Genomic DNA, 18,943 nt, shown 5'->3' with positions numbered 1-18,943 from the left:
CGGACGCGCCATTTTTTCTGCCAAAGCTGACAGTCCATAGATATAATTAGGGCCAAAAAGCGGCCTGTGGTGTCCATTCTGTCAGGTTTCGGCAGGCTGGCACAGGAAGTGTAGCCCCGGGTTCACCACCTTGTTTCAGGTAAACCTTTCAACCAAAACGTACAATATGTCGCTTAGCATCAAACCGCTGGCTGACCGCGTAATCATCGCGCCTGCCGCCGCCGAGGAAAAAACCAAATCGGGTATCATCATCCCCGACACGGCCAAGGAGAAGCCCCAGCGTGGCGAAGTAGTAGCCGTAGGTGAAGGCAAAGTGGCCGACAACGGCACCACCCTCAAGCCCCAGGTAAGCGTGGGCGACCAAGTGCTCTACGGCAAGTATGCCGGCACCGAAATCACTATCGATGGCAAAGACTACCTCATTATGAAGGAGTCGGATATTTTTGCCGTGCTGTAAGCCAATCCGGCTTGCCTTTCCCCTCTCTCTGATTTCCAAACCGTAACTACCCGATGGCTAAGAACATCCAATTCGATACCGAAGGCCGCGACAAACTGAAGCGCGGCGTTGACAAACTGGCAAATGCCGTAAAGGTGACCCTCGGCCCCAAAGGCCGTAACGTGGTTATCGACAAGAAATTCGGGGCGCCCAGCATCACCAAGGACGGCGTGACCGTGGCCAAGGAGATTGAGCTGAGCGACCCGGTAGAAAACATGGGTGCCCAACTGGTGAAGGAGGTAGCCAGCAAAACCGCCGACCAGGCCGGTGATGGCACCACTACGGCTACCGTACTGGCCCAGGCCATCTACGCAGCTGGCTCGAAGAACGTAGCCGCCGGGGCTAACCCAATGGACCTCAAGCGTGGTATCGACAAGGCGGTAATTGCCGTAGTTGCCAACCTGAAGGCCCAGTCGAAGAAGATTGAAAACTCTTCGGAAATTGCCCAGGTAGGCGCTATTTCGGCCAACAACGATATGGAAATCGGCAAAATGATTGCCGACGCCATGGACAAAGTAGGCAAGGAAGGCGTGATTACCGTGGAAGAAGCCCGCGGCACCGAAACCGAAGTAAAAACGGTGGAAGGTATGCAGTTCGACCGGGGTTACCTCTCCCCCTACTTCGTGACCAACCCGGAGAAGATGGAGGCCGAGTTCGACAACCCTTACATCCTCATCTACGACAAGAAGGTGAGCACCATGAAGGAGTTGCTGCCCGTGCTGGAGCAGGTGGTACAGAGCGGTAAGCCGCTGGTTATCATCTCCGAAGACGTGGACGGCGAAGCCCTCGCTACCCTGGTAGTAAACAAGCTGCGCGGCTCGCTGAAAATTGCCGCCGTGAAAGCTCCTGGCTTCGGCGACCGTCGCAAAGCTATGCTGGAAGACATTGCCGTTCTGACGGGCGGTACGGTTATCAGCGAAGAGCGTGGCTACAAGCTCGACAGCGCTACGCTGGAGTACCTGGGCCAGGCCGAGAAAGTGATTATCGACAAAGACAACACGACCATCGTGAATGGCCGGGGCGAGAAAGACGGTATCACCAGCCGCGTAAACGAAATCAAGTCGCAGATCGAGAAGACCACTTCTGATTACGACAAGGAGAAACTGCAGGAGCGTCTGGCCAAGCTGTCGGGCGGTGTAGCTATCCTCTACATCGGTGCCAGCACCGAGGTAGAAATGAAAGAGAAGAAAGACCGGGTAGACGATGCTCTGCACGCCACCCGCGCCGCCGTTGAGGAAGGCGTGGTACCCGGCGGTGGCGTGGCCCTGGTGCGCGCCCTCGATGCGCTGGAAGCAGTTGATACCCTCAACGGCGACGAGCGGACCGGTGTCAACATCATCCGCACCGCTCTGGAAGCTCCCCTGCGTACCATCGTAAGCAACGCCGGTGGCGAAGGCTCGGTAGTAGTACAGAAGGTGCGCGAAGGTAAAGGCGACTACGGCTACAACGCCCGCGAGGACCGTTACGAGAACCTGATGGCCGCTGGTATCCTCGACCCCACCAAAGTAACGCGTCTGGCTCTGGAAAATGCCGCTTCGATTGCCGGCCTGCTCCTGACCACCGAGTGCGTTATTTCGGATGAGCCCGAGGATGACAAAGGCGGTGCTCACGCTGGTGGTGCCCCCGGTATGGGCGGCATGGGCGGCATGATGTAATATCAGCTGTTAGCTGCTGGCTTTTAGCTGTTAGCTTACTAAAAAGCCCCGCTGGACTAAAGTCCAGCGGGGCTTTTTGCTTTCGTTGAGTGGATAGATGCTTATTTTTTTGCGGATGAGTTGGTTGCTGAATCCGATAACGGCTAGCAGCAGCACTCCTAGGCCGGCAGTGGCCCATTTGGCAAGTTGGTAGTCGGCGCACAGGTTGCGGTGCGTGACCACCAAAAAGCATGGGGCATGCTGTGTCTCTTGGTCCATGATTACACAAAAAAGAACCCCGCCGACAATGCCGACGGGGTTCTTTTTATTCAGAAACGAAATCCGTGAAATCCGATGAATCCGTTTAAATCCGTGGTTTAGCCGCGGCCATGCATCATGTGAAAGAGCTTGCGGGCCAGCAGCACCAGCACGAGGCCGGCGAAAATCACGAAGCCGGCAATCAGGCCGAACACCGTGAGGGCTCCCAACTCTTCTACATACTTGGCAATGTAGCCACCAGCAATCTGAGCCACGAAGGGCGCCAGGAACCATACGCCCATCAGCATGGAGGTGAGGGCCGGCGGCGAAAGGCGCGACACCATAGAAAGGCCTACCGGCGAGAGGCACAGTTCGCCTACGGTGTGGAAGAAGTAAGTGGCAATCAGCCACCAGATGCTGGCTTTAATGCTCTGGTCGGCCACGTCGCCGCCGCGCTCCATCACGGCTCCTACCATGAACAGGAAGCCTACACCCAGCAGAATCATCCCCAGACCCATTTTCACGGGAATGCTCAGATCCTTGCCCTTGCGGCCCAACATCACCCACAGAGCCGCCACCGGCGCGCCCAGCAGCACAATGAAGCCGGCGTTTACTGACTGGAACCACGAGGTCGGAATCAGGAAGCCACCCACGTTCCGGTCGATGAACTTATCGGTATAGAGCGTGAGCGAGGAACCCGCCTGCTCAAAACCAGCCCAGAAGAACACCACGAACAGCGTAATAATGAAGATAACGGCCATCCGGTCGGTTTCTTCCTTGGTGAGCGGCTCTTTCACGGCCACCTTGGTTTTGTCGGCACCCTGGCCTTCGGGATACAGCCCCACGTCGCCCAGGTACTTTTTCCCCAGCAGATTGAAGGCCAGCTGCCCGATCAGCATGCCGATACCAGCCGCCATAAAGCCGTAACGGAAGCCGTAGCTCATGATTTCGCCGGCGGCATTCTTGGTGGCAAACAGGTTTTCGGCCAGAAAGCCGCACACCAGCGGTGCAATGAACGCCCCGGTGTTGATGCCCATGTAGAAAATGGTAAAAGCCGCGTCGCGTAGCGGGTCGCCCTGCTCGTAGAGCTTACCTACGATGGTCGAGATATTAGGCTTGAAGAAACCGTTACCCAGAATCAGCATCAGCAGACCTACCAGCGTAGGCCAGGGCATGCCAAACGCAGCGGCTTCCGTTGACAGGGAAGGCTGCATGAACAGGAAAAACTGCCCGACGGCCATGGTAAGGCCCCCGATGAGAATGGCCCGCCGCTGCCCGATGAACTTATCGGCCAGCCAGCCCCCGATAATGGGTGTGAAGTATACGAAACCGGTAAAATAGCCGTAAATGAGCGTTGCACTGGCCTCAGGAATACCCAGGCCGCCCTCAAGAGCTGTTTTGGTCAGATAGAGCACCAGCAGGCCCCGCATACCGTAGTAGCTGAACCGTTCCCACATTTCAGTGAAGAAAAGGAGGTAGAGTCCGGGGGGATGGCTCTGCCGCATAGTGGGCTGCTCCTGCACAGCGGAGGTCGTTTGCATGAAAAAGGGAAAAGTGAGAGGATGGAAAGAAAAAGCCCACGGCTGCAACCGCAGGGCAGGTTTGTAAAGCTACAAAAGATTATCAACCCAACCGAAAGGCTCCAGCTTCGCCCCAGGCCAACTGACAAACGTTCGTTGGCAGGAAAAAATACAAGCGAAAATTCGCTGTTTTTCCGTATTCACCGTAGAGGGCTCAGCTTTTTGCCTATTTTTGTTTTTGAATTCCCCCATTCTCCCACCCACTCCTAACCCGTTTTCGGCTCTTTTACTATGATGGATTCCGCCGCCAACGTTCGCCTTGCTCCCCTGGGCATTTCCCACGCTGCTCAAGTGCATCTCAATCTCACCCCCGCCGAGCTGGTGGAGCAGGCCCTGCGCCGGGGCGAAGGCACCCTCACCGATACCGGGGCCCTCATGGCCGACACCGGCCAGTTTACCGGCCGCTCGCCTAAGGACCGGTTTGTGGTGAAGGATGCCACCACGGCCGAATCGGTATGGTGGGGCGACATCAATATCCCCTTCGACGCCGACAAATTCGACCAACTGCACCAGAAAATGGTCCAGTACCTGGCCGACAAGGAGGTATACGTGCGCGAGGCGTACGCCGGGGCCAACCCCGCTTACGAGCTGAAGCTGCGCGTGGTAAACGAGCTGGCCTGGCACAACCTGTTCTGCTACAACATGTTCCTGCGCCCCGAAGAAGGCGCGGATACCAGCTGGACGCCTGATTTCAGCATCATCTGTGCCCCCGGCTTCGAGGCCGACCCGGCCGTGGACGGTACCCGCCAGAAGAACTTCGCCATCCTCAACTTCACCAAGAAGATGATTCTCATTGGGGGTACGGGCTACGCCGGGGAGATGAAAAAGGGCATCTTCGGGGTCCTCAACTTCCTGCTGCCCCACCAGCACAACACGCTCAGCATGCACTGTTCGGCCAACGTGGGTCAGGACGGCGACACGGCCATCTTCTTCGGCCTCTCGGGCACGGGCAAAACCACCCTCTCGGCCGACCCCAACCGCGGCCTCATCGGCGACGACGAGCACGGCTGGACGCCCGACGCGGGCATCTTCAACTTCGAGGGCGGCTGCTACGCCAAGGTCATTGACCTGAGCCAGGAGAAGGAGCCCCAGATCTGGGACGCCATCAAGTTCGGCTCTATCGTAGAGAATACGCGCTTCGTACCCGGCACCCACACGGTGGATTACGCCAACAAGTCGGTGACGGAAAACACCCGCACGGCGTATCCCATCCACTACATTCCGAATGCCATTGAGCCTTCGGTGGCGCAGGCCCCGAAGAACATCTTCTTCCTGACGGCCGACGCGTTTGGCGTGCTGCCCCCCATCAGCAAGCTCGATAAAAGCCACGCCATGTACCACTTCATGAGCGGCTACACCGCCAAAGTGGCCGGCACGGAAATGGGCATTACTGATCCCCAGACCACCTTTTCCGCCTGCTTCGGGGCCGTGTTCCTGCCGCTACACCCCACCAAGTACGCCGAGATGCTGGGCCAGAAGATGGACGAGCACCCCGATACGCAGGTCTGGCTCATCAACACCGGCTGGAGCGGCGGCTCCTACGGCACCGGTTCGCGCATGAAGCTGGCCTACACCCGGGCCATGATTACGGCCGCCCTTAACGGGCAGCTCACCGACGTGGCCTTCACCGAGCACCCCGTCTTCGGCGTGCAGGTGCCGGCCGCGGTGCCCGGCGTGCCCACCGACATTCTGGACCCGCGCAACACCTGGGCCGACCAGGAAGCCTACGACCGCACAGCCGCTGACCTGGCCGGGAAGTTCGTGTACAACTTCCAGAAGTTTGCCGACTTCGCCAACGACGAAATCCTGGCTGGTGCGCCCAAAGTAGCCGTGACGGCTGGCGCGTAGCGTCATTCTTTCTATCTATTCAAAGGAGCTTCGCCAAGTAATATTGGCGAAGCTTTTTTATGCAACCTCCGCTTCAAAGCAGTGCCTTTCCGCCCAAACCAGCTAATTTGCTGCCTGATTTCACCTCACTTTCCTGCTGATTGTATGCGTAAGCGTCTGTTGCCTCTGCTCCTTTGTCTGTTGTCGCCGCTAAGCCTGTGGGCGTGGGGGGCTGATGGACATCGGGCCGTGGGAAAAATTGCCGAAAACCACCTTTCCCGCTCCGCCCGGCGTGCTGTGAAGGAATTGCTGGGTACCGAAACCCTCACCCTCGTAAGCACTTGGCCCGATGAAATTCGTTTCTATCCGGAGTTCAAAGACACGGCTCCCTGGCACTACGTGAACACGCCCTCCGGCCTGGCCCACGATGCCTACATTCAGGCCGTTAAAACTCAGATGACCGCCAACGCCTACTCGGCCCTGGAAACCAACCTGCGCATCCTCGGCGACGAGAGTAAGCCGGCTGCGGAACGGGCATCGGCCCTCAAGTTTGTGGTGCATCTGGTGGGCGATATTCACCAGCCCATGCACACGGGCCACGCCGAAGACAAGGGCGGTAACGACATCAAACTCAAATACCGTGGTAAAGACACCAACCTGCACAGCCTCTGGGATAGTGGCCTCATCGACTACCAGGGCCTGACCTACACCGAAATGGCCCAGCAGTACGACCAGCACCTGCCGCACCGCCAGTTACGCGCGCTGCAGAAAAGCGCCCCGGAGCAGTGGCTGTGGGAGTCGTACAGCGCCAGCGAAAAACTTTACCAGGAAACCCCCGCGGATACCGACGTGGATTACAAATACTACCCGGCCCACGCCGACCTGATGAAGCAGCGCATCGTGGAAGCCGGTGTGCGTTTAGCCGGTCTGCTGAACGACGTGTTAGGCTAAACACCAACTTTTTCAGAAGCAAGAAGGCCCCGCTGTACAGTACAGCGGGGCCTTCTTGCTTCTGAAAAAGTTGGTGTGGCTTAGTTCTCTCGCTTCCCGGCTCCCAGCCACGCGGCCAGGGCTACGCCGGCTCCAACGAACAAAGCCGTGCGCAAGGCGGGGCTGCCTGCCGTAACGGCCTCGGTGTAGTAACTGGTTTCCCGGGTACTGCCGGGGTAGTTGCCTCGCTCCTGCAAAGCGCCCACGGGCTTGTCGAGGCCATTTTGGTGGAGCGGCCGCGGGGCGTAGTCGGCTTTTTCCTGTTGGGCGAAGGATTTCTCCATGAACTTATCCAGCAGCGAAGGGGTCCAGTGCTCCATGCCAATGAAGGCTTTGCCGCCGCCACCTACTACCACGGCCCGCTCCGGCGTAGCAGCGCAGTGCAGAATGGCACGGGCCACCGTTTCGGGGGCGTAGGCGGGCGGCGCGTGCTTGGCTTCGCGCTCCATGTAGTTTTTGGCGTGCACCGGGTAGGGCGTATCAATGGCCGAAGGCTGGATGAGCGTTACCGAAACGGGTGCCCCATCCATTTCCAGTTCCATGCGCAAACCGTCGGTAAAGCCCTTTACGGCGTGCTTGCTGGCCGAGTAGATGGACTGCAGAATAGCCGTAATGTCAGACAGGATGCTCCCGACGTTGATGATGGCTCCGCCCTTCGACTTCAGGTGTTTGGCCGCTTCCAGCGAGCCATTGACGAGGCCCCAGAAATTCACTTCGAACAACTGCCGCATATCCTCCACGGGCACTTGCTCCAGCTTGCCGTAGATGGATACGCCCGCATTGTTGATCCAGGTATCAAAGCCACCGAACTTGCTGATGGCTTCACGGGCCAGCCGCTGTACTTCCTCGGGCTTACTCACGTCGGTGATGACGTACGTGGCCGTGCCACCGGCCTGGTTGATTTCTTCGGTCAGCTGACGCAGGGCGTCTTCGCTGCGGGCAGCCAGCACCAGCTTGGCGCCTTTGGCCGCGGCCATGCGGGCCGTTACCAACCCAATGCCCGACGAAGCGCCGGTAATGACGATAACCTGATCCTGTAGTTTTTTGAGTTTGGTAGCCATATGGATGGAATGGGTGCGTGGAAAGGAACTGCCGGATGGCAGCACCCTCAGGGGTACGGCGCCGGGGTAGCCCGCGTTATGCCCGAGCTTCCCGATTCGCCCTACCTTTGCTCTATGCCGCACACCTTTTTCGCCCCCGACCTCAGCACCGCCCCCACCTACCAGCTCCCCGAAGATGAGAGCAAGCATGCCGTGCGCGTGCTGCGCCTCAGCGAGGGCGACCCGGTGGTACTGGTGAACGGCCAAGGCGGCGTATACGAAGCGGCCGTAGCCGAGGCCAACCCCAAACGCTGCCTATTGCGCGTGGTACAAGCCCAGCAAGTGCCGCGCCGCCCCTATCAGGTACACCTGGCCGTAGCCCCCACCAAAAACCTCGACCGGATGGAGTGGCTGGTGGAAAAAGCTACCGAAATGGGCGTAGACACCATCACGTTTCTGCGCTGCGCCCGCTCCGAGCGCCGCGAACTGAAGCTGGACCGCCTGGAGAAAATAGCTATCAGCGCCCTCAAGCAGTCGGGCCAGGCGTGGCTGCCGCAACTCACGGAGCTGACGGATTTCGGCCGCTTCCTGCCTACCGTAGCGCCGGAAACCACCTTCATTGCCCATCTTGAAGACGGGGAACGAACCCCACTGGCCCGCGTGGCGGCCCGCGGCGACGCCTGCTGCATCCTCATCGGGCCGGAAGGCGACTTTACGCCCCAGGAAATCGAAGCCGCCTTTGCCCGGGGCATCCGGCCCGTTACGCTGGGTGCTTCCCGCCTGCGCACCGAAACGGCCGCCTTGGCGGCCGTGCACACGGCGCACGTAGTGCGGGAGCTAGCGGCGGGAGCGTAGTTGAGTGGCTATTCCGCCACCGCCGAACTGTCGGCCTGGGTATCTTCAGCAGCCAACCGGGCGGCTTCCTTGGCCAGCTTTTTCTTGCGCCAGGGTGCGTCCTGCTCCCAGTCGCCGGCCATAATGCAGCCGTAGGGCAGGATTTCGTCGATGGTGGTGGCCAGGTCGAACTCCGTAATCTGCCGCTTTACTTCGTGGGCGTCTTTGTAGGCGCTGGGCAGTTCGGAAATATCGATTCGGTTAAAGAAAAACCGGGCGTCGATACCCTGGGTTTCCTCCGCGAATAAATCCTCTTTTGTCTGGCCGATTTTGCTGCGCTTGTGGCCGGTACGGCTCAGGTTGCGGCCAGCGCCGTGGGGCGCGAAACCCAGATTATTCGCCGTGGTGACACCCTCCACAATGAGGATGGGCTGGGCCATATTCAGCGGAATAATGCGCGGGCCGGTGATGTCGGGCATGAATTTCGGATCCAGCGGCGTGGCACCTTTGGCGTGATAAAACAGCTCCCCGTCGCGAAACACGAAGTTGTGCTCGTTCCAGAACCGCTGCTGCACCGTAGCGCCCAGCTGCCCCACAATGGCTTCGTGCAAACACAAATGGTTTTGCTTGGTCCACTTGCGGATGGTCTGGAGCGCCGCCCAGTAGTCCTCGCCTTCCGGCGACTGGCTGGGAATCCAGGCGTTGTGCGGGTCGGTGGCGGGCGAAAGGGCCTGCCGGAACCGTTCGGCCACCTTCATACCCTGCGTGTATAAAGCCGCGCCCGGCCCCCGCGAGCCGTGGTGGGTCACCAGCACGGTGTCGCCGGTAGCGCGCGACACGCCCACGTAGAGAAAATGGTTGCCGTCGCCCTGCGTACCCAGGTGTTCCCGCGCCGATTTAAGGCTGCGCAATGAGTTCAGAAACGGATTGGCCCGGAATTCCGCCTCGATTTCCTCGGGCAGCTCAAATTGCTGTTCCGGCAGGCGGCCGCCGGGACCGAAATGCGTGATTTGCTGCGCAACATCCAGCACGCTTTTGGGCGCTACTTTGCCCAGGTTGGTCAGCATCACCGAGCAGCAGATATCCGCGCTGTGCATGCCGGGATGAATGGCGTTGCGGGTAACCACAATGCCGCCCACCGGAATGGTGCCCACCGGGCCGGCGGGGCAGGCATCGGGCATGATGGCACCCGCCACTACGGTAGGCGTGCGCATCAGCTGCTGCATCGACTTGCGTACGTACTCAATGTTGGCCTGCTCCACGGGCGTATCCGCGCGGATATTTTCATGAAACGGCACGGGCTCCGCCAGCAGCGGCAGCTCCGGGGCGGGCTTCACCGTATCGAGGTAGGCGTGCAGGGCTTCGCCGGCCAGCCCGTGCGTGTTGATGTGCTCCAGCACTTCTTTAAACCACTTCCCGGGCTTCAATCCCAGGTCTACTAAATCCTTTCCGGTTACCATCAGTGTCTATAACTTATATAGTTGTTCGGCAAGAAATGAATTAAATCACAAATCAGCCCAATCTTGTCGAGCAGATGGCTTGTAGCAAGTGTCTTCCGTTGAACTTATCCAGGCTATCCGTTACTTTGTTTACCGGTGGATCTATTCTACCCCTGCTCTATGCTCAAATCCTTTTGTTTGTCTTTCCTGCTGGTGTTCCTGATTATGGCCGCCGGACCGCCCGCAGCCCCCAGCTTCCGCCTAGCCAAGCTGCACTACGGCGGCGGCGGCGACTGGTACGCCAACAAAACCAGCCTGCCCAACCTCATCCGCTTCTGCAACCAGGCCCTGCGCACCAACATCGACCCCGAGGAGGCTACCGTGGAGCTTGATTCGCCGGAGCTGCTCACCTACCCCTTCGTACACATGACCGGCCACGGCAACGTCACGTTCACCGACGCCGAGGCCCGCAACCTGCGCCGCTACCTCATTGGGGGCGGGTTTCTGCACATTGATGACAACTACGGCCTCGACAAATTCATCCGGCCCGAGATGAAGAAGGTATTTCCTGAGCTGGAATTCGTGGAGTTGCCTTTCACGCACCCCGTGTACCACCAGAAATTCCAGTTTCCGCGCGGCCTGCCTAAGGTGCACGAGCACGACGGCAAGCGGCCCCAGGGCTTCGGGCTGCTCTACAAGGGCCGGCTGGTATGCTTCTACAGCTTCGAGTGCGACCTGGGCAACGGCTGGGAAGACTTGGGCACCTACCCCGAAGACACCCCCGCCACCCACGACGCGGCCCTGAAAATGGGCGCCAACCTGGTCACCTACGCCCTGACCCAGGAGTAGCAATCCGATGGCAGAACTAATGCGTTTGCGCCTGCCCGCCGGCTGGGCCGTTTGCTACAACTCCTTCGGCGATGAGGACATGGTGGTGAAAGAGGATTGGATTACCAACTTTCACTACTACAAAGAAGACCTGCTTTGGCTGGAATTCATGCGGCTTTCTGCGGCCGGACAGCAGGAAGCGAATCCCACCGGCTGGCTCGTTGACCTGGGCTGGTACCCGGACGGTGACCCCAGCGGCGCTTTCAGCCTGGTTATTTTCCGACTTGCAAATGACACCGAAGGCTGGCCCGAACAACGACCCACCTTTCGTTCTTCCAACCGCTACCATATCCGGACGGTACTGGAATACATTCTGCATCATCTCTGGATACATCCCGGCTGCACGCAAGAGCAACTTCAGCAACAACTCACGCAGATGCAGCAAGCCGAAGAGCAGAATGACCTATACTCGCTGCTGGGAACAGCCTTTTCTCCTTAATTTCTCCGTGAGAATCAGGGAGAAAAGGGCTTCCGTCACGCCTCATATGGTATGACGAACCAGGCACTTTTTGTGCTACCTAAAACCGCCGCTGCAAAATCTCGCCCAGCACAAAGGCGGCGCGCACATCGGCAGGGTTTTGCAGCATACCCTTGACGGTGCGGCGGGTATCATTGCCCTGCCCGGAGCGCGGCTGCCGGCTCCAGTAGTCCTCCTGGCCATGCTGAGTATTGGTACGGGGCAGCGAGGATGCCAGGCGGGCTTCGCGGCGCGGTGCTTCCAGCGAACGGGCTGTGGCAGACTGTTCCAGAGAGCGGGCGGCTGTTTCGGTGCGCTCCAGGCTGCGGGCGGGTACCGGGGTTTCCCGGGGCAGCGGCCGGCCGGCCGGCGTGACCGGAGTGGCTGTGGGAGCTGCCGCCGGACGGTTCTGCGCCTGCATCTGCTTCAGCAGCTCCTCAAAGCTTCCGCTGGGCAGGGGCGGCACTTTGCCAGTGGCGCGGGGCCGCTCGCGCTGCTCCTGCTGGGTGGTGGCCCGCGCCTTCTGCACCATGCGCCAGATGAACACGCCCAGCCCAATCAGCAGCCAGACCAGCGTTTGTAGTTTTTCCATGAGGCAGGCGCAGGCGGAAGTACAACGTGCGGCCGGCAAGATAGCGGAAGCGGCGGAAATCCAGGCAGCTTAGCCGCCGCTTGGTTTCCGCCGCTTCTGCTACCAATTACTTAGCGCACGCCCTTCTCCGGGAAGCGGCCCTGCTTAGTGCGGTAGAAGGCCTTGATTTCTTCCAGGTCTTTTTCGTAGTCGCCGGTGGGCCAGAAAGCAGGACCAACGCCAGCTTCCTTGTTCTTGTAATCGAGGTAGCCAAGCAAAATGGGTACGCCGGCCCCCAGCGCCGCGTGGTAGAAGCCCTTGCGCCACTTGGGCTGGTACTTGCGGGTGCCTTCGGGCGTGATGAGAATCACCAGTTCCTCCCGCTCCTGAAAGAGTTGCACCATAGCATCCACGAGGCTGTTGTTGCGGCTGCGGTCTACGGCCAGCCCGCCGAGGCTGCGCACCAGCGCGCCCAGCACCGGAATAGTGGTCCACTCCTTTTTGATGGTGAGCTTCACGTCAACATCCATCAGAAAAAAAGCAGCGCGGGAGAAGATGAAGTCCCAGTTGCTGGTGTGGGGCGCGGCAATCATCATGCTTTTCTTGATTTCAGGCGGCACCTGCGGCCCCAGGCGCCAGCCGGCCACGGCAAAAATAGCCTTTGAAATGTAGTACCAGAAGGTAGAAGTCTTGCGCGCCATAAACAGGTAAAAGCAGTAGCCGGATGGATTCGGGAAGGCTACCGTATCCCAAAGCTAGAAAATTGCCTCGTAAGCACCCAGCGCTACCTCAACGCAGCAGGTTTTCCAGCGCCCCGGCCTGCTCCAGCGTGTACTGGTAGCCGATGTCGAATAGTTCCGGAGCCCGTCGGAAGCTCATGGTCCGATACTGCCGCAGCGCCGGTGGCTCCAGCAGCAGATGGCATAGTTGCCGGCTCTGCACCGTGTTGCTGCCAATGGCCAGGTTAAAGGTACGCTCCACCAAGGCCCGGAAGTTGGCAACCTGCGCGGCCGGGTTGGGCGGATTGCAATGCACGCCCACCAGCCGCAACTCCGGCGAAGCATTTTCCGCCAGCGCCTCTACCGGCAGATTGTTCAGCAGCCCGCCATCCACCAGCTGCCGGCCCTGGTACTCTACCGGCCGGTACAGGATGGGTACGGCTGCCGAGGCCAGCAGCGGCGGAATCAAAGGGCCGCTCGAAAACCGCACGGACGTACCCGCCAGCAAGTCGGTAGCCACCAGCGTCAGGGGCAGCCGCAGCTGCTCGAAGGTGCACCCGATGCCCAGGTATTGCTCCAGCAGCGTCCCCACGGCATCCATGCGCAGCAGGCCGTAGCTGCTCAGGGCCACGCGGGTAATCCGGATGAGGGACAACGCCCGCAGCAGCCGCAGCACCTCCCGCGGCGGCAAGCCAGCCGCATACAACGCTCCCACAATCCCCCCCGACGAAACGCCCGCCAGGCACGCTACGGGCAGCTGCAACTCCTCCAGCGCCGCCAATACGCCCAAATGGGCAATGCCCCGGGCTCCCCCGCCGGACAGCGCCAGCCCCAGTTGTTTTTTTGTTGTTGGTTGTTGGCTGCTGGTGGCTAACGGTTCATTTGCGGGAGTTGGCGGTGAGGTCTGCATCACGGGACTGACGAGGCTGGAAGTGACGAAAAACCAAAAACCAACAAAAAAACCAGCAACAGCAACGCCTTACAGCTCGCTCAAACGGAACCGTTCCGCTACCCGGATGCCTTTTTCAGTGTGCTGCACGGTGATGCACTCGGTCTGGGCATCGTGTTCCAGCACCAGCACCCAGTTTTCCTGTGCGGCCCGCTGCAGCAGCGTGTCTTTTTCCTGCATCGTTTGCAGGGGGCGCATGTCGTAACCCATCACGTAGGGCAGCGGCACGTGGGCGGCACTTGGAATCAGGTCGGCCACGAAAGCCAGCGTGCGGCCTTTGTACGGCAGCACCGGCAGCATCATCTTCTCAGTGTGCCCATCCACAAATACAATTTCCTGGAACATTGGCAGCCCGGCCGGTACGCCCTCCTGCACAAACTGCAGGTGACCGCTTTCCTGGATGGGCCGGATATTTTCCTGCAGAAAACTAGCCTTTTCGCGTGGATTGGGCGTCAGGGCCCAGTCCCAATGGGCTTGGTTGCTCCAGTAGGTGGCGTTGGGGAAGGCCAGTTGCAGCTTGTCGTCGGGGGTGCGCACCACGGCCCCGCCCACGTGGTCGAAATGCAGGTGGGTCAGGAATACGTCGGTGATGTCGGAAGACGTGAAGCCGCGCTGCCGCAGGGAGTTTTCCAGCGTATCGTCGCCGTGCAGGTAAAAGTGTCCCCGAAACTTCCCGTCCTGTTTGCTCCCGATGCCCGTATCCACCAGCGTGAGGCGGTTCCCATCTTCCACCAGCAGGCAGCGTAATGCCCAAGTGCACATATTGTGGTCATCGGCGGGCACCAGCTTCTGCCACATGCTTTTGGGCACCACGCCAAACATGGCGCCGCCATCCAGTTTAAACAGGCCGGTATCGAGGGTGTGAACGGTCATAACAAGGGGGTGGGATTGAAACGGTAAAGGAATAAAAAAATGTCATCCTGAGCGGAGCGAAGGACCTTATCACGTTGCAACGATGCGTTCAGTTGTGATAAAGTTCTTCGCTCCGCTCAGGATGACCAGGAGGTATTTAGCCGTTTGCGCTTACTCCAGCACCACGCCCATGTTCGAGAACTTATCGATGCGCTGGCTGATGCGCTCCTCGGCCGGCAGGGCTTCCAGTTCGTCGAGGGTTTTGAGGATAGTCTTTTTGAGGGTTTTAATCATAGTAGCCGCGTCGGTGTGGGCGCCACCCAGGGGCTCCTTCACGATGCCATCCACGAGCTTATTGCCCAGCATATCGGTGGCCGTGAGCTTGAGGGCCTCAGCGGCCTGCTCCTTGTAGTCCCAGCTGCGCCACAGGATGCTGCTGCACGACTCGGGCGAAATAACAGAGTACCAAGTGTTTTCCAGCATCAGCACCCGGTCGCCGATGGCAATACCCAAAGCCCCGCCGGAGGCTCCCTCGCCAATGATGATGCAGATAACGGGCACCTTCAGCAGAAACATTTCCTTGAGGTTGCGGGCAATGGCCTCACCCTGCCCCCGCTCTTCGGCCTCAAGGCCGGGAAACGCACCCGGCGTATCAATGAGCGTGACGATGGGACGGTTGAACTTTTCAGCCAGCTTCATCAGGCGCAACGCCTTGCGGTAGCCCTCGGGGTTGGGCATGCCGAAGTTGCGGAACTGCCGCTGTTTGGTGTTGCGGCCCTTCTGCTGGCCGATGAACATCACCGAGCGACCGTCAATTTCACCGAATCCGCCCACCATGGCCTTATCGTCGCCCACGGTCCGGTCGCCGTGCAGCTCAATGAACTTCTCGCTCATGCCCGCAATGTAATCGAGGGTGTAAGGGCGGTCAGGATGGCGCGAGAGTTGCACGCGCTGCCAGCGGGTCAGGTTGGCGTACGTTTCCTTTTTAAGCGCTTTTATTTTGGCTTCGAGGGCCGTTACCGCCTCCGAGACGTCCACCTGGCTATCAAGGGCCAGTTGTTGCATTTCACGGAGCTTGCCTTCGAGAGCGGCAATCGGTTGTTCGAAATCGAGGAGCATTGCCACGGCAGGAGGTGGTTGAGAAGGTGCGAGGGGTAGCTATTGAGATGAAAGCAAAGGTAAGCGACGGGCCGGATTTGGCGCACAGCCTGCCGCTCCGGTTTTTTTTGAAAATTTTTCTACCTGACTGCCAGCTTAAAACAATTCCAACGACTTCTTTTTTCTGTCTTTTTTTGCTGTGGAGTTGCACAGTCCAATCCGGCCCTCTACTTTTGCATCATCAAAACGGACAAACACACGGTTTGCTCCACTAGATAAAACGGTTCGGTAGTTCAGTTGGTTAGAATGCCGCCCTGTCACGGCGGAGGTCGCGGGTTCGAGTCCCGTCCGGACCGCAAAGGCCCTTCAGAGAAATCTGAAGGGCCTTTTGCTTTTTTAGCTCAGGGCCAAACCAATCCTCGGGCTGGCAGATACGCATTGATATGTACTCCTGTAGCTGGACAACTGCATCTTAATAAGACCAGCAGAACAGGCCAGGAAATTATTTGAAAGTTTTTTTTAACCTCTATCCTATTTAGGAACAGAACAATACCTCCGCAAAAACCCTTGCCATAGGCAACCAAGGCAGTTTTTTGTTTGCACAGTCAAAATCAGCCTTCTATATTTGCATCATCAAAACGGACAAACGCACGGTTTGCTCCACTAGATAAAACGGTTCGGTAGTTCAGTTGGTTAGAATGCCGCCCTGTCACGGCGGAGGTCGCGGGTTCGAGTCCCGTCCGGACCGCAAAGGCCCTTCAGAGAAATCTGAAGGGCCTTTTGCTTTTTCCGGCTACCTGCGCGGCAACCAGAACGTCATGCAGAGAACCAGAAGCGGGAAGATTTGCTGGGAAACCTGTTAGCCCCTCAACCAAGCTGCTGTTCTCCCGATGACCGTTCTTTACTGGCTGCGCAACGACCTGCGCCTGCACGACAATGCCGTGCTGACGGCCTTGCCGCCCCACGCCACGGCCCTGCTGCCCGTGTTCTGCTTCGACCCCGTAGCCCTCGGCCCCGACCCGTACCTGGAGCTACCGCGCGTCGGCCCGCACCGGCTGCCCTTCCTGCTCGAAACCCTGGCCGATTTGCAGCAGCGCTACGCCGCTTTAGGCACCGGCATTCATTTTGTGGTGGGCCGTCCCGAAGACGAGCTGCCAGCCCTGGCCCGGCAGGTGGGGGCCGAAGCTATCTGGGCCAGTGCCGAGCATACCACCGAGGAATGGGAAACCGAAGATGCCCTGGAAGCGGCCCTGAGCCCCAAAACACCCCTGCACTTCTTCGAAACCCTGACGCTGCTGCGCCCCCAGGATCTGCCCATTCCGGTGCGCAACCTGCCCTATTCGTTCAGCAAGTTCCGGTTCGACGTCTTTTCCAAAATGAGGGTGCGGCCTGCGGAGCCTGCCCCCGGCCAGCTGCCGCCGCTGCCCGCCAGCTTCGCGCCGGCCGCGCTGCCTACCGCCGCCGCGCTGGCGGCCACGCTGGGGCAGCCGGCCCCCGCCACCCGGCCCCACGACCGGCGCTCAGCCCTGCCCGCGCTGGGCGGGGGCGAAACCGCCGCCCTGGCCCGCCTCCACGATTACGCCGTGGAACGCCACCTCATCGGCCGCTACGACGACACCCGCAACCAAATGCTGGGCGAGGCCTTCAGCACCAAGTTTTCGCCCTGGCTGGCCAACGGCAGCCTCTCGGCCCGTCAGATCTGGGCCGCCATCGACGACTACGACGCCACCTACGGCGCCCGTAGCAAAGGGGCCATGCAGCTGCGCCTGGAGCTGCTGTGGCGCGACTACTTCCGGCTGCTGGCCCTGCGCGCCGGAGCCGACTTCTTCCGCTGGCGCGGCCTGCGCGACCAGTTGCCCAAACCCACCAGCCCCGACCGCGCCGTGTTTGAGCGCTGGACCCAGGGCCGCACCGGCAACGCCTTCGTGGATGCCAACATGCGCGAGCTGGTTGCTACCGGCTTCATGAGTAACCGCGGCCGCCAGAACGTAGCCAGCTACCTCATTCATGATCTGCACCAGGACTGGCGCTGGGGAGCGGCCTGGTTTGAGCACCAACTCATCGACTACGACCCGGCCTCGAACTGGGGCAACTGGAAATACATTGCCGGCACCGGCACCGACGTGCGCGACACCGCCTTCGACGTGGACCAACAGGCTCAGCGCTACGACCGCCAGGGCCGCTACGTGCGCACCTGGCAGCAGCCGTAGCCCATTCGTCGGTTACTTTAGTGTGGGTACACTGCCGGGCTATGAAATTCAAAAGGTCCCTTCAGTACTCTGAATGGACCTTTTTTTAGCTTCCCTGCCGGGCCATACGATGCGCCAGATCCTCAATATCGGGGCGGCGGGCCAGCACTTGCAGCCACTCGGGCGGAATGGCGGCCTCGCCGTAGTACAGGCCGGCCAGGCCGCCGGTTACGGCCCCGGTGGTGTCGGTATCGTCGCCGAGGTTGACGGCGGCCAGCACGGTTTCGGCAAAGGTTTCGTGGCGGAGCAGGCACCAGAGGCTGGCTTCCAGCGTGGCCATTACGTAACCGCCGCTGTCAATTGCCTTGTCTGATATAATTGGCAGACGGCCACTGAGGATACGCTCAAACTTGTCGGCTTCGTGGGCCGGAATCTTCATCTCCAGGAGCTGGGCCGGGGCCTGTTGGCACATGGCGACGTAGGCGGCGGCCGGAGCCAGACCGGCGCGCAGATGCCGGGCCATTTCCAGATACAGAAAGCACGCCACGGCCGAGCGAATGTGGCCGTGCGTGATGGCCGACACCTGCCGGACCAGTTCAAAACGCTCAACCAGCGGGGCATCTTCCCGGTAGAAAGCCAGCGGCAGAATCCGCATCAGGGCGCCGTTGCCGTTGCTGTACTCATCGGTACCGCCGGCCAGAATCAGGTCGGGGTTGGACTGCAGGCGGCTCAGGGCTTCACGGGTGGTAATACCGATGTCGAACACGCGGCCGTGGGGCGTCCAGAAGTTTTCGTAGTACCAGCGGCGGCTATAGTCGGCCACTTTGGCTACGCTAAAGCCATCGGCAATGGCTTCGGCCAGGCAGAACGTGAGCGAAGCGTCATCGGACCAGGTGCCGGCGGGCTGGTGGTGCGTGCCATATTCACGCATGTGTACTACGGGTTCGAGGCGGCGGGCGGGGCGGCTCTGGAACTCCACAGGCACGCCCAGAGCGTCGCCCACGGCCAGGCCCAGCAGGGCCGCGCGGAGTTGGGCTTCGGGAGAAGAAAAGGTCATAACGGGATAGAAAAGGAAATCTGGGCCAATAATACGGAGCCGTGCGGGGAAGGGAATTGGTACCG

18 protein-coding genes and 2 tRNA genes are annotated in these 18,943 nt (G+C 59.8%); 10 read left to right on the top strand and 10 right to left on the bottom strand.

Translation table 11 applies throughout. The features are described from left to right. Nucleotides 1–166 precede the first annotated feature (166 nt). Together groES and groL are read left to right on the top strand one after the other, a co-directional pair. Nucleotides 167–457 carry a co-chaperone GroES gene (gene groES / locus EI293_RS09035; protein ID WP_044002289.1) on the top strand — a complete coding sequence of 97 codons (291 nt, stop codon included), beginning with the start codon at nt 167–169 and terminating at the stop codon, nt 455–457. Between the two features lie 53 nt (nt 458–510). Continuing rightward, nucleotides 511–2,151 (top strand): chaperonin GroEL, encoded by a 1,641-nt coding sequence (gene groL / locus EI293_RS09030; protein ID WP_125436798.1) that lies wholly within the window; start codon nt 511–513, stop codon nt 2,149–2,151. Nucleotides 2,152–2,181: 30 nt separating this feature from the next. On the opposite strand, the gene EI293_RS09025 is transcribed toward groL, so the two are convergent. Both EI293_RS09025 and EI293_RS09020 read right to left on the bottom strand, forming a co-directional pair. Further along, a complete protein-coding gene (locus EI293_RS09025; RefSeq protein WP_125436797.1) occupies nt 2,182–2,409 on the bottom strand; it encodes a hypothetical protein in 228 nt (75 codons plus the stop codon). Nucleotides 2,410–2,507: 98 nt separating this feature from the next. After that, nucleotides 2,508–3,929 (bottom strand): peptide MFS transporter, encoded by a 1,422-nt coding sequence (locus EI293_RS09020; protein ID WP_170170319.1) that lies wholly within the window; start codon nt 3,927–3,929, stop codon nt 2,508–2,510. Nucleotides 3,930–4,199: 270 nt separating this feature from the next. On the opposite strand from EI293_RS09020, the gene pckA reads away from it, so the two are divergent. Together pckA and EI293_RS09010 are read left to right on the top strand one after the other, a co-directional pair. After that, entirely contained in the window at nt 4,200–5,816 is a 1,617-nt protein-coding gene (pckA, locus tag EI293_RS09015) for a phosphoenolpyruvate carboxykinase (ATP) (RefSeq protein WP_125436796.1), read from the top strand. A 144-nt stretch (nt 5,817–5,960) separates the two neighbouring features. Further along, a complete protein-coding gene (locus tag EI293_RS09010) occupies nt 5,961–6,746 on the top strand; it encodes a S1/P1 nuclease (protein WP_125436795.1) in 786 nt (261 codons plus the stop codon). A gap of 80 nt (nt 6,747–6,826) precedes the next feature. On the opposite strand, the gene EI293_RS09005 is transcribed toward EI293_RS09010, so the two are convergent. Beyond that, nucleotides 6,827–7,846: an SDR family oxidoreductase gene (locus EI293_RS09005; RefSeq protein WP_125436794.1), complete on the bottom strand. Its 1,020-nt coding sequence runs from the start codon at nt 7,844–7,846 to the stop codon at nt 6,827–6,829. Nucleotides 7,847–7,960: 114 nt separating this feature from the next. Between EI293_RS09005 and EI293_RS09000 the strand changes: the two genes are divergently transcribed. Beyond that, nucleotides 7,961–8,680 (top strand): 16S rRNA (uracil(1498)-N(3))-methyltransferase, encoded by a 720-nt coding sequence (locus tag EI293_RS09000; protein ID WP_125436793.1) that lies wholly within the window; start codon nt 7,961–7,963, stop codon nt 8,678–8,680. Between the two features lie 8 nt (nt 8,681–8,688). Here EI293_RS09000 and EI293_RS08995 read toward each other — a convergent pair whose 3' ends face one another. Continuing rightward, nucleotides 8,689–10,119 carry an RtcB family protein gene (locus tag EI293_RS08995; RefSeq protein ID WP_125436792.1) on the bottom strand — a complete coding sequence of 477 codons (1,431 nt, stop codon included), beginning with the start codon at nt 10,117–10,119 and terminating at the stop codon, nt 8,689–8,691. A 204-nt stretch (nt 10,120–10,323) separates the two neighbouring features. Here EI293_RS08995 and EI293_RS08990 point away from each other — a divergent pair, with 204 nt between their 5' ends. Together EI293_RS08990 and EI293_RS08985 are read left to right on the top strand one after the other, a co-directional pair. Beyond that, the gene (locus EI293_RS08990) at nt 10,324–10,947 is read left to right on the top strand and encodes a DUF4159 domain-containing protein (RefSeq protein WP_246010600.1); all 624 of its coding nucleotides are present in this window, start codon (nt 10,324–10,326) and stop codon (nt 10,945–10,947) included. 7 nt (nt 10,948–10,954) lie between these two features. Next, nucleotides 10,955–11,425, top strand: coding sequence for a hypothetical protein (locus tag EI293_RS08985; RefSeq protein WP_125436790.1), 471 nt, complete (start codon nt 10,955–10,957; stop codon nt 11,423–11,425). A 79-nt stretch (nt 11,426–11,504) separates the two neighbouring features. Here EI293_RS08985 and EI293_RS08980 read toward each other — a convergent pair whose 3' ends face one another. From EI293_RS08980 to EI293_RS08960, 5 genes are all read right to left on the bottom strand, one after another. After that, complete coding sequence (locus EI293_RS08980; protein WP_125436789.1) at nt 11,505–12,035, bottom strand: hypothetical protein; 531 nt, start codon at nt 12,033–12,035, stop codon at nt 11,505–11,507. 110 nt (nt 12,036–12,145) lie between these two features. Next, entirely contained in the window at nt 12,146–12,715 is a 570-nt protein-coding gene (locus tag EI293_RS08975) for a 1-acyl-sn-glycerol-3-phosphate acyltransferase (RefSeq protein ID WP_125436788.1), read from the bottom strand. A gap of 88 nt (nt 12,716–12,803) precedes the next feature. After that, the gene (locus EI293_RS08970) at nt 12,804–13,643 is read right to left on the bottom strand and encodes a patatin-like phospholipase family protein (protein WP_125437157.1); all 840 of its coding nucleotides are present in this window, start codon (nt 13,641–13,643) and stop codon (nt 12,804–12,806) included. Between the two features lie 69 nt (nt 13,644–13,712). Further along, the gene (locus tag EI293_RS08965) at nt 13,713–14,555 is read right to left on the bottom strand and encodes an MBL fold metallo-hydrolase (protein ID WP_125436787.1); all 843 of its coding nucleotides are present in this window, start codon (nt 14,553–14,555) and stop codon (nt 13,713–13,715) included. A 150-nt stretch (nt 14,556–14,705) separates the two neighbouring features. After that, nucleotides 14,706–15,653, bottom strand: a complete 948-nt coding sequence (locus tag EI293_RS08960; protein WP_125436786.1) for an acetyl-CoA carboxylase carboxyltransferase subunit alpha — start codon at nt 15,651–15,653, stop codon at nt 14,706–14,708. Nucleotides 15,654–15,914: 261 nt separating this feature from the next. Between EI293_RS08960 and EI293_RS08955 the strand changes: the two genes are divergently transcribed. From EI293_RS08955 to EI293_RS08945, 3 genes are all read left to right on the top strand, one after another. Then, nucleotides 15,915–15,988, top strand: a tRNA-Asp gene (locus EI293_RS08955). Between the two features lie 318 nt (nt 15,989–16,306). Continuing rightward, nucleotides 16,307–16,380, top strand: a tRNA-Asp gene (locus EI293_RS08950). Nucleotides 16,381–16,522: 142 nt separating this feature from the next. Beyond that, a complete protein-coding gene (locus tag EI293_RS08945) occupies nt 16,523–17,842 on the top strand; it encodes a DASH family cryptochrome (RefSeq protein WP_125436785.1) in 1,320 nt (439 codons plus the stop codon). An 85-nt stretch (nt 17,843–17,927) separates the two neighbouring features. On the opposite strand, the gene EI293_RS08940 is transcribed toward EI293_RS08945, so the two are convergent. Continuing rightward, the gene (locus EI293_RS08940; protein ID WP_125436784.1) at nt 17,928–18,878 is read right to left on the bottom strand and encodes an ADP-ribosylglycohydrolase family protein; all 951 of its coding nucleotides are present in this window, start codon (nt 18,876–18,878) and stop codon (nt 17,928–17,930) included. Nucleotides 18,879–18,943: the final 65 nt, after the last annotated feature.

It is taken from the genome of Hymenobacter perfusus (assembly GCF_003944765.1).
In the GTDB taxonomy this organism is placed as follows: Bacteria; Bacteroidota; Bacteroidia; order Cytophagales; family Hymenobacteraceae; genus Hymenobacter; species Hymenobacter perfusus.
This window is presented reverse-complemented; position numbering and strand designations above follow the sequence as displayed.

Coding starts and splice junctions, on each gene's coding strand:
- EI293_RS08960 (WP_125436786.1), bottom strand. CDS start 15,653: ATGCTCCTCGATTTCGAACAACCGATTGCCGCTCTCGAAGGCAAGCTC.
- EI293_RS08995 (WP_125436792.1), bottom strand. CDS start 10,119: ATGGTAACCGGAAAGGATTTAGTAGACCTGGGATTGAAGCCCGGGAAG.
- EI293_RS09020 (WP_170170319.1), bottom strand. CDS start 3,929: ATGCAAACGACCTCCGCTGTGCAGGAGCAGCCCACTATGCGGCAGAGC.
- EI293_RS08975 (WP_125436788.1), bottom strand. CDS start 12,715: ATGGCGCGCAAGACTTCTACCTTCTGGTACTACATTTCAAAGGCTATT.
- EI293_RS08990 (WP_246010600.1), top strand. CDS start 10,324: ATGGCCGCCGGACCGCCCGCAGCCCCCAGCTTCCGCCTAGCCAAGCTG.
- EI293_RS09000 (WP_125436793.1), top strand. CDS start 7,961: ATGCCGCACACCTTTTTCGCCCCCGACCTCAGCACCGCCCCCACCTAC.
- EI293_RS08945 (WP_125436785.1), top strand. CDS start 16,523: ATGACCGTTCTTTACTGGCTGCGCAACGACCTGCGCCTGCACGACAAT.
- EI293_RS08970 (WP_125437157.1), bottom strand. CDS start 13,643: ATGCAGACCTCACCGCCAACTCCCGCAAATGAACCGTTAGCCACCAGC.
- EI293_RS08940 (WP_125436784.1), bottom strand. CDS start 18,878: ATGACCTTTTCTTCTCCCGAAGCCCAACTCCGCGCGGCCCTGCTGGGC.
- pckA (WP_125436796.1), top strand. CDS start 4,200: ATGATGGATTCCGCCGCCAACGTTCGCCTTGCTCCCCTGGGCATTTCC.
- EI293_RS08985 (WP_125436790.1), top strand. CDS start 10,955: ATGGCAGAACTAATGCGTTTGCGCCTGCCCGCCGGCTGGGCCGTTTGC.
- EI293_RS09005 (WP_125436794.1), bottom strand. CDS start 7,846: ATGGCTACCAAACTCAAAAAACTACAGGATCAGGTTATCGTCATTACC.
- groL (WP_125436798.1), top strand. CDS start 511: ATGGCTAAGAACATCCAATTCGATACCGAAGGCCGCGACAAACTGAAG.
- EI293_RS08965 (WP_125436787.1), bottom strand. CDS start 14,555: ATGACCGTTCACACCCTCGATACCGGCCTGTTTAAACTGGATGGCGGC.
- EI293_RS08980 (WP_125436789.1), bottom strand. CDS start 12,035: ATGGAAAAACTACAAACGCTGGTCTGGCTGCTGATTGGGCTGGGCGTG.
- EI293_RS09010 (WP_125436795.1), top strand. CDS start 5,961: ATGCGTAAGCGTCTGTTGCCTCTGCTCCTTTGTCTGTTGTCGCCGCTA.
- EI293_RS09025 (WP_125436797.1), bottom strand. CDS start 2,409: ATGGACCAAGAGACACAGCATGCCCCATGCTTTTTGGTGGTCACGCAC.
- groES (WP_044002289.1), top strand. CDS start 167: ATGTCGCTTAGCATCAAACCGCTGGCTGACCGCGTAATCATCGCGCCT.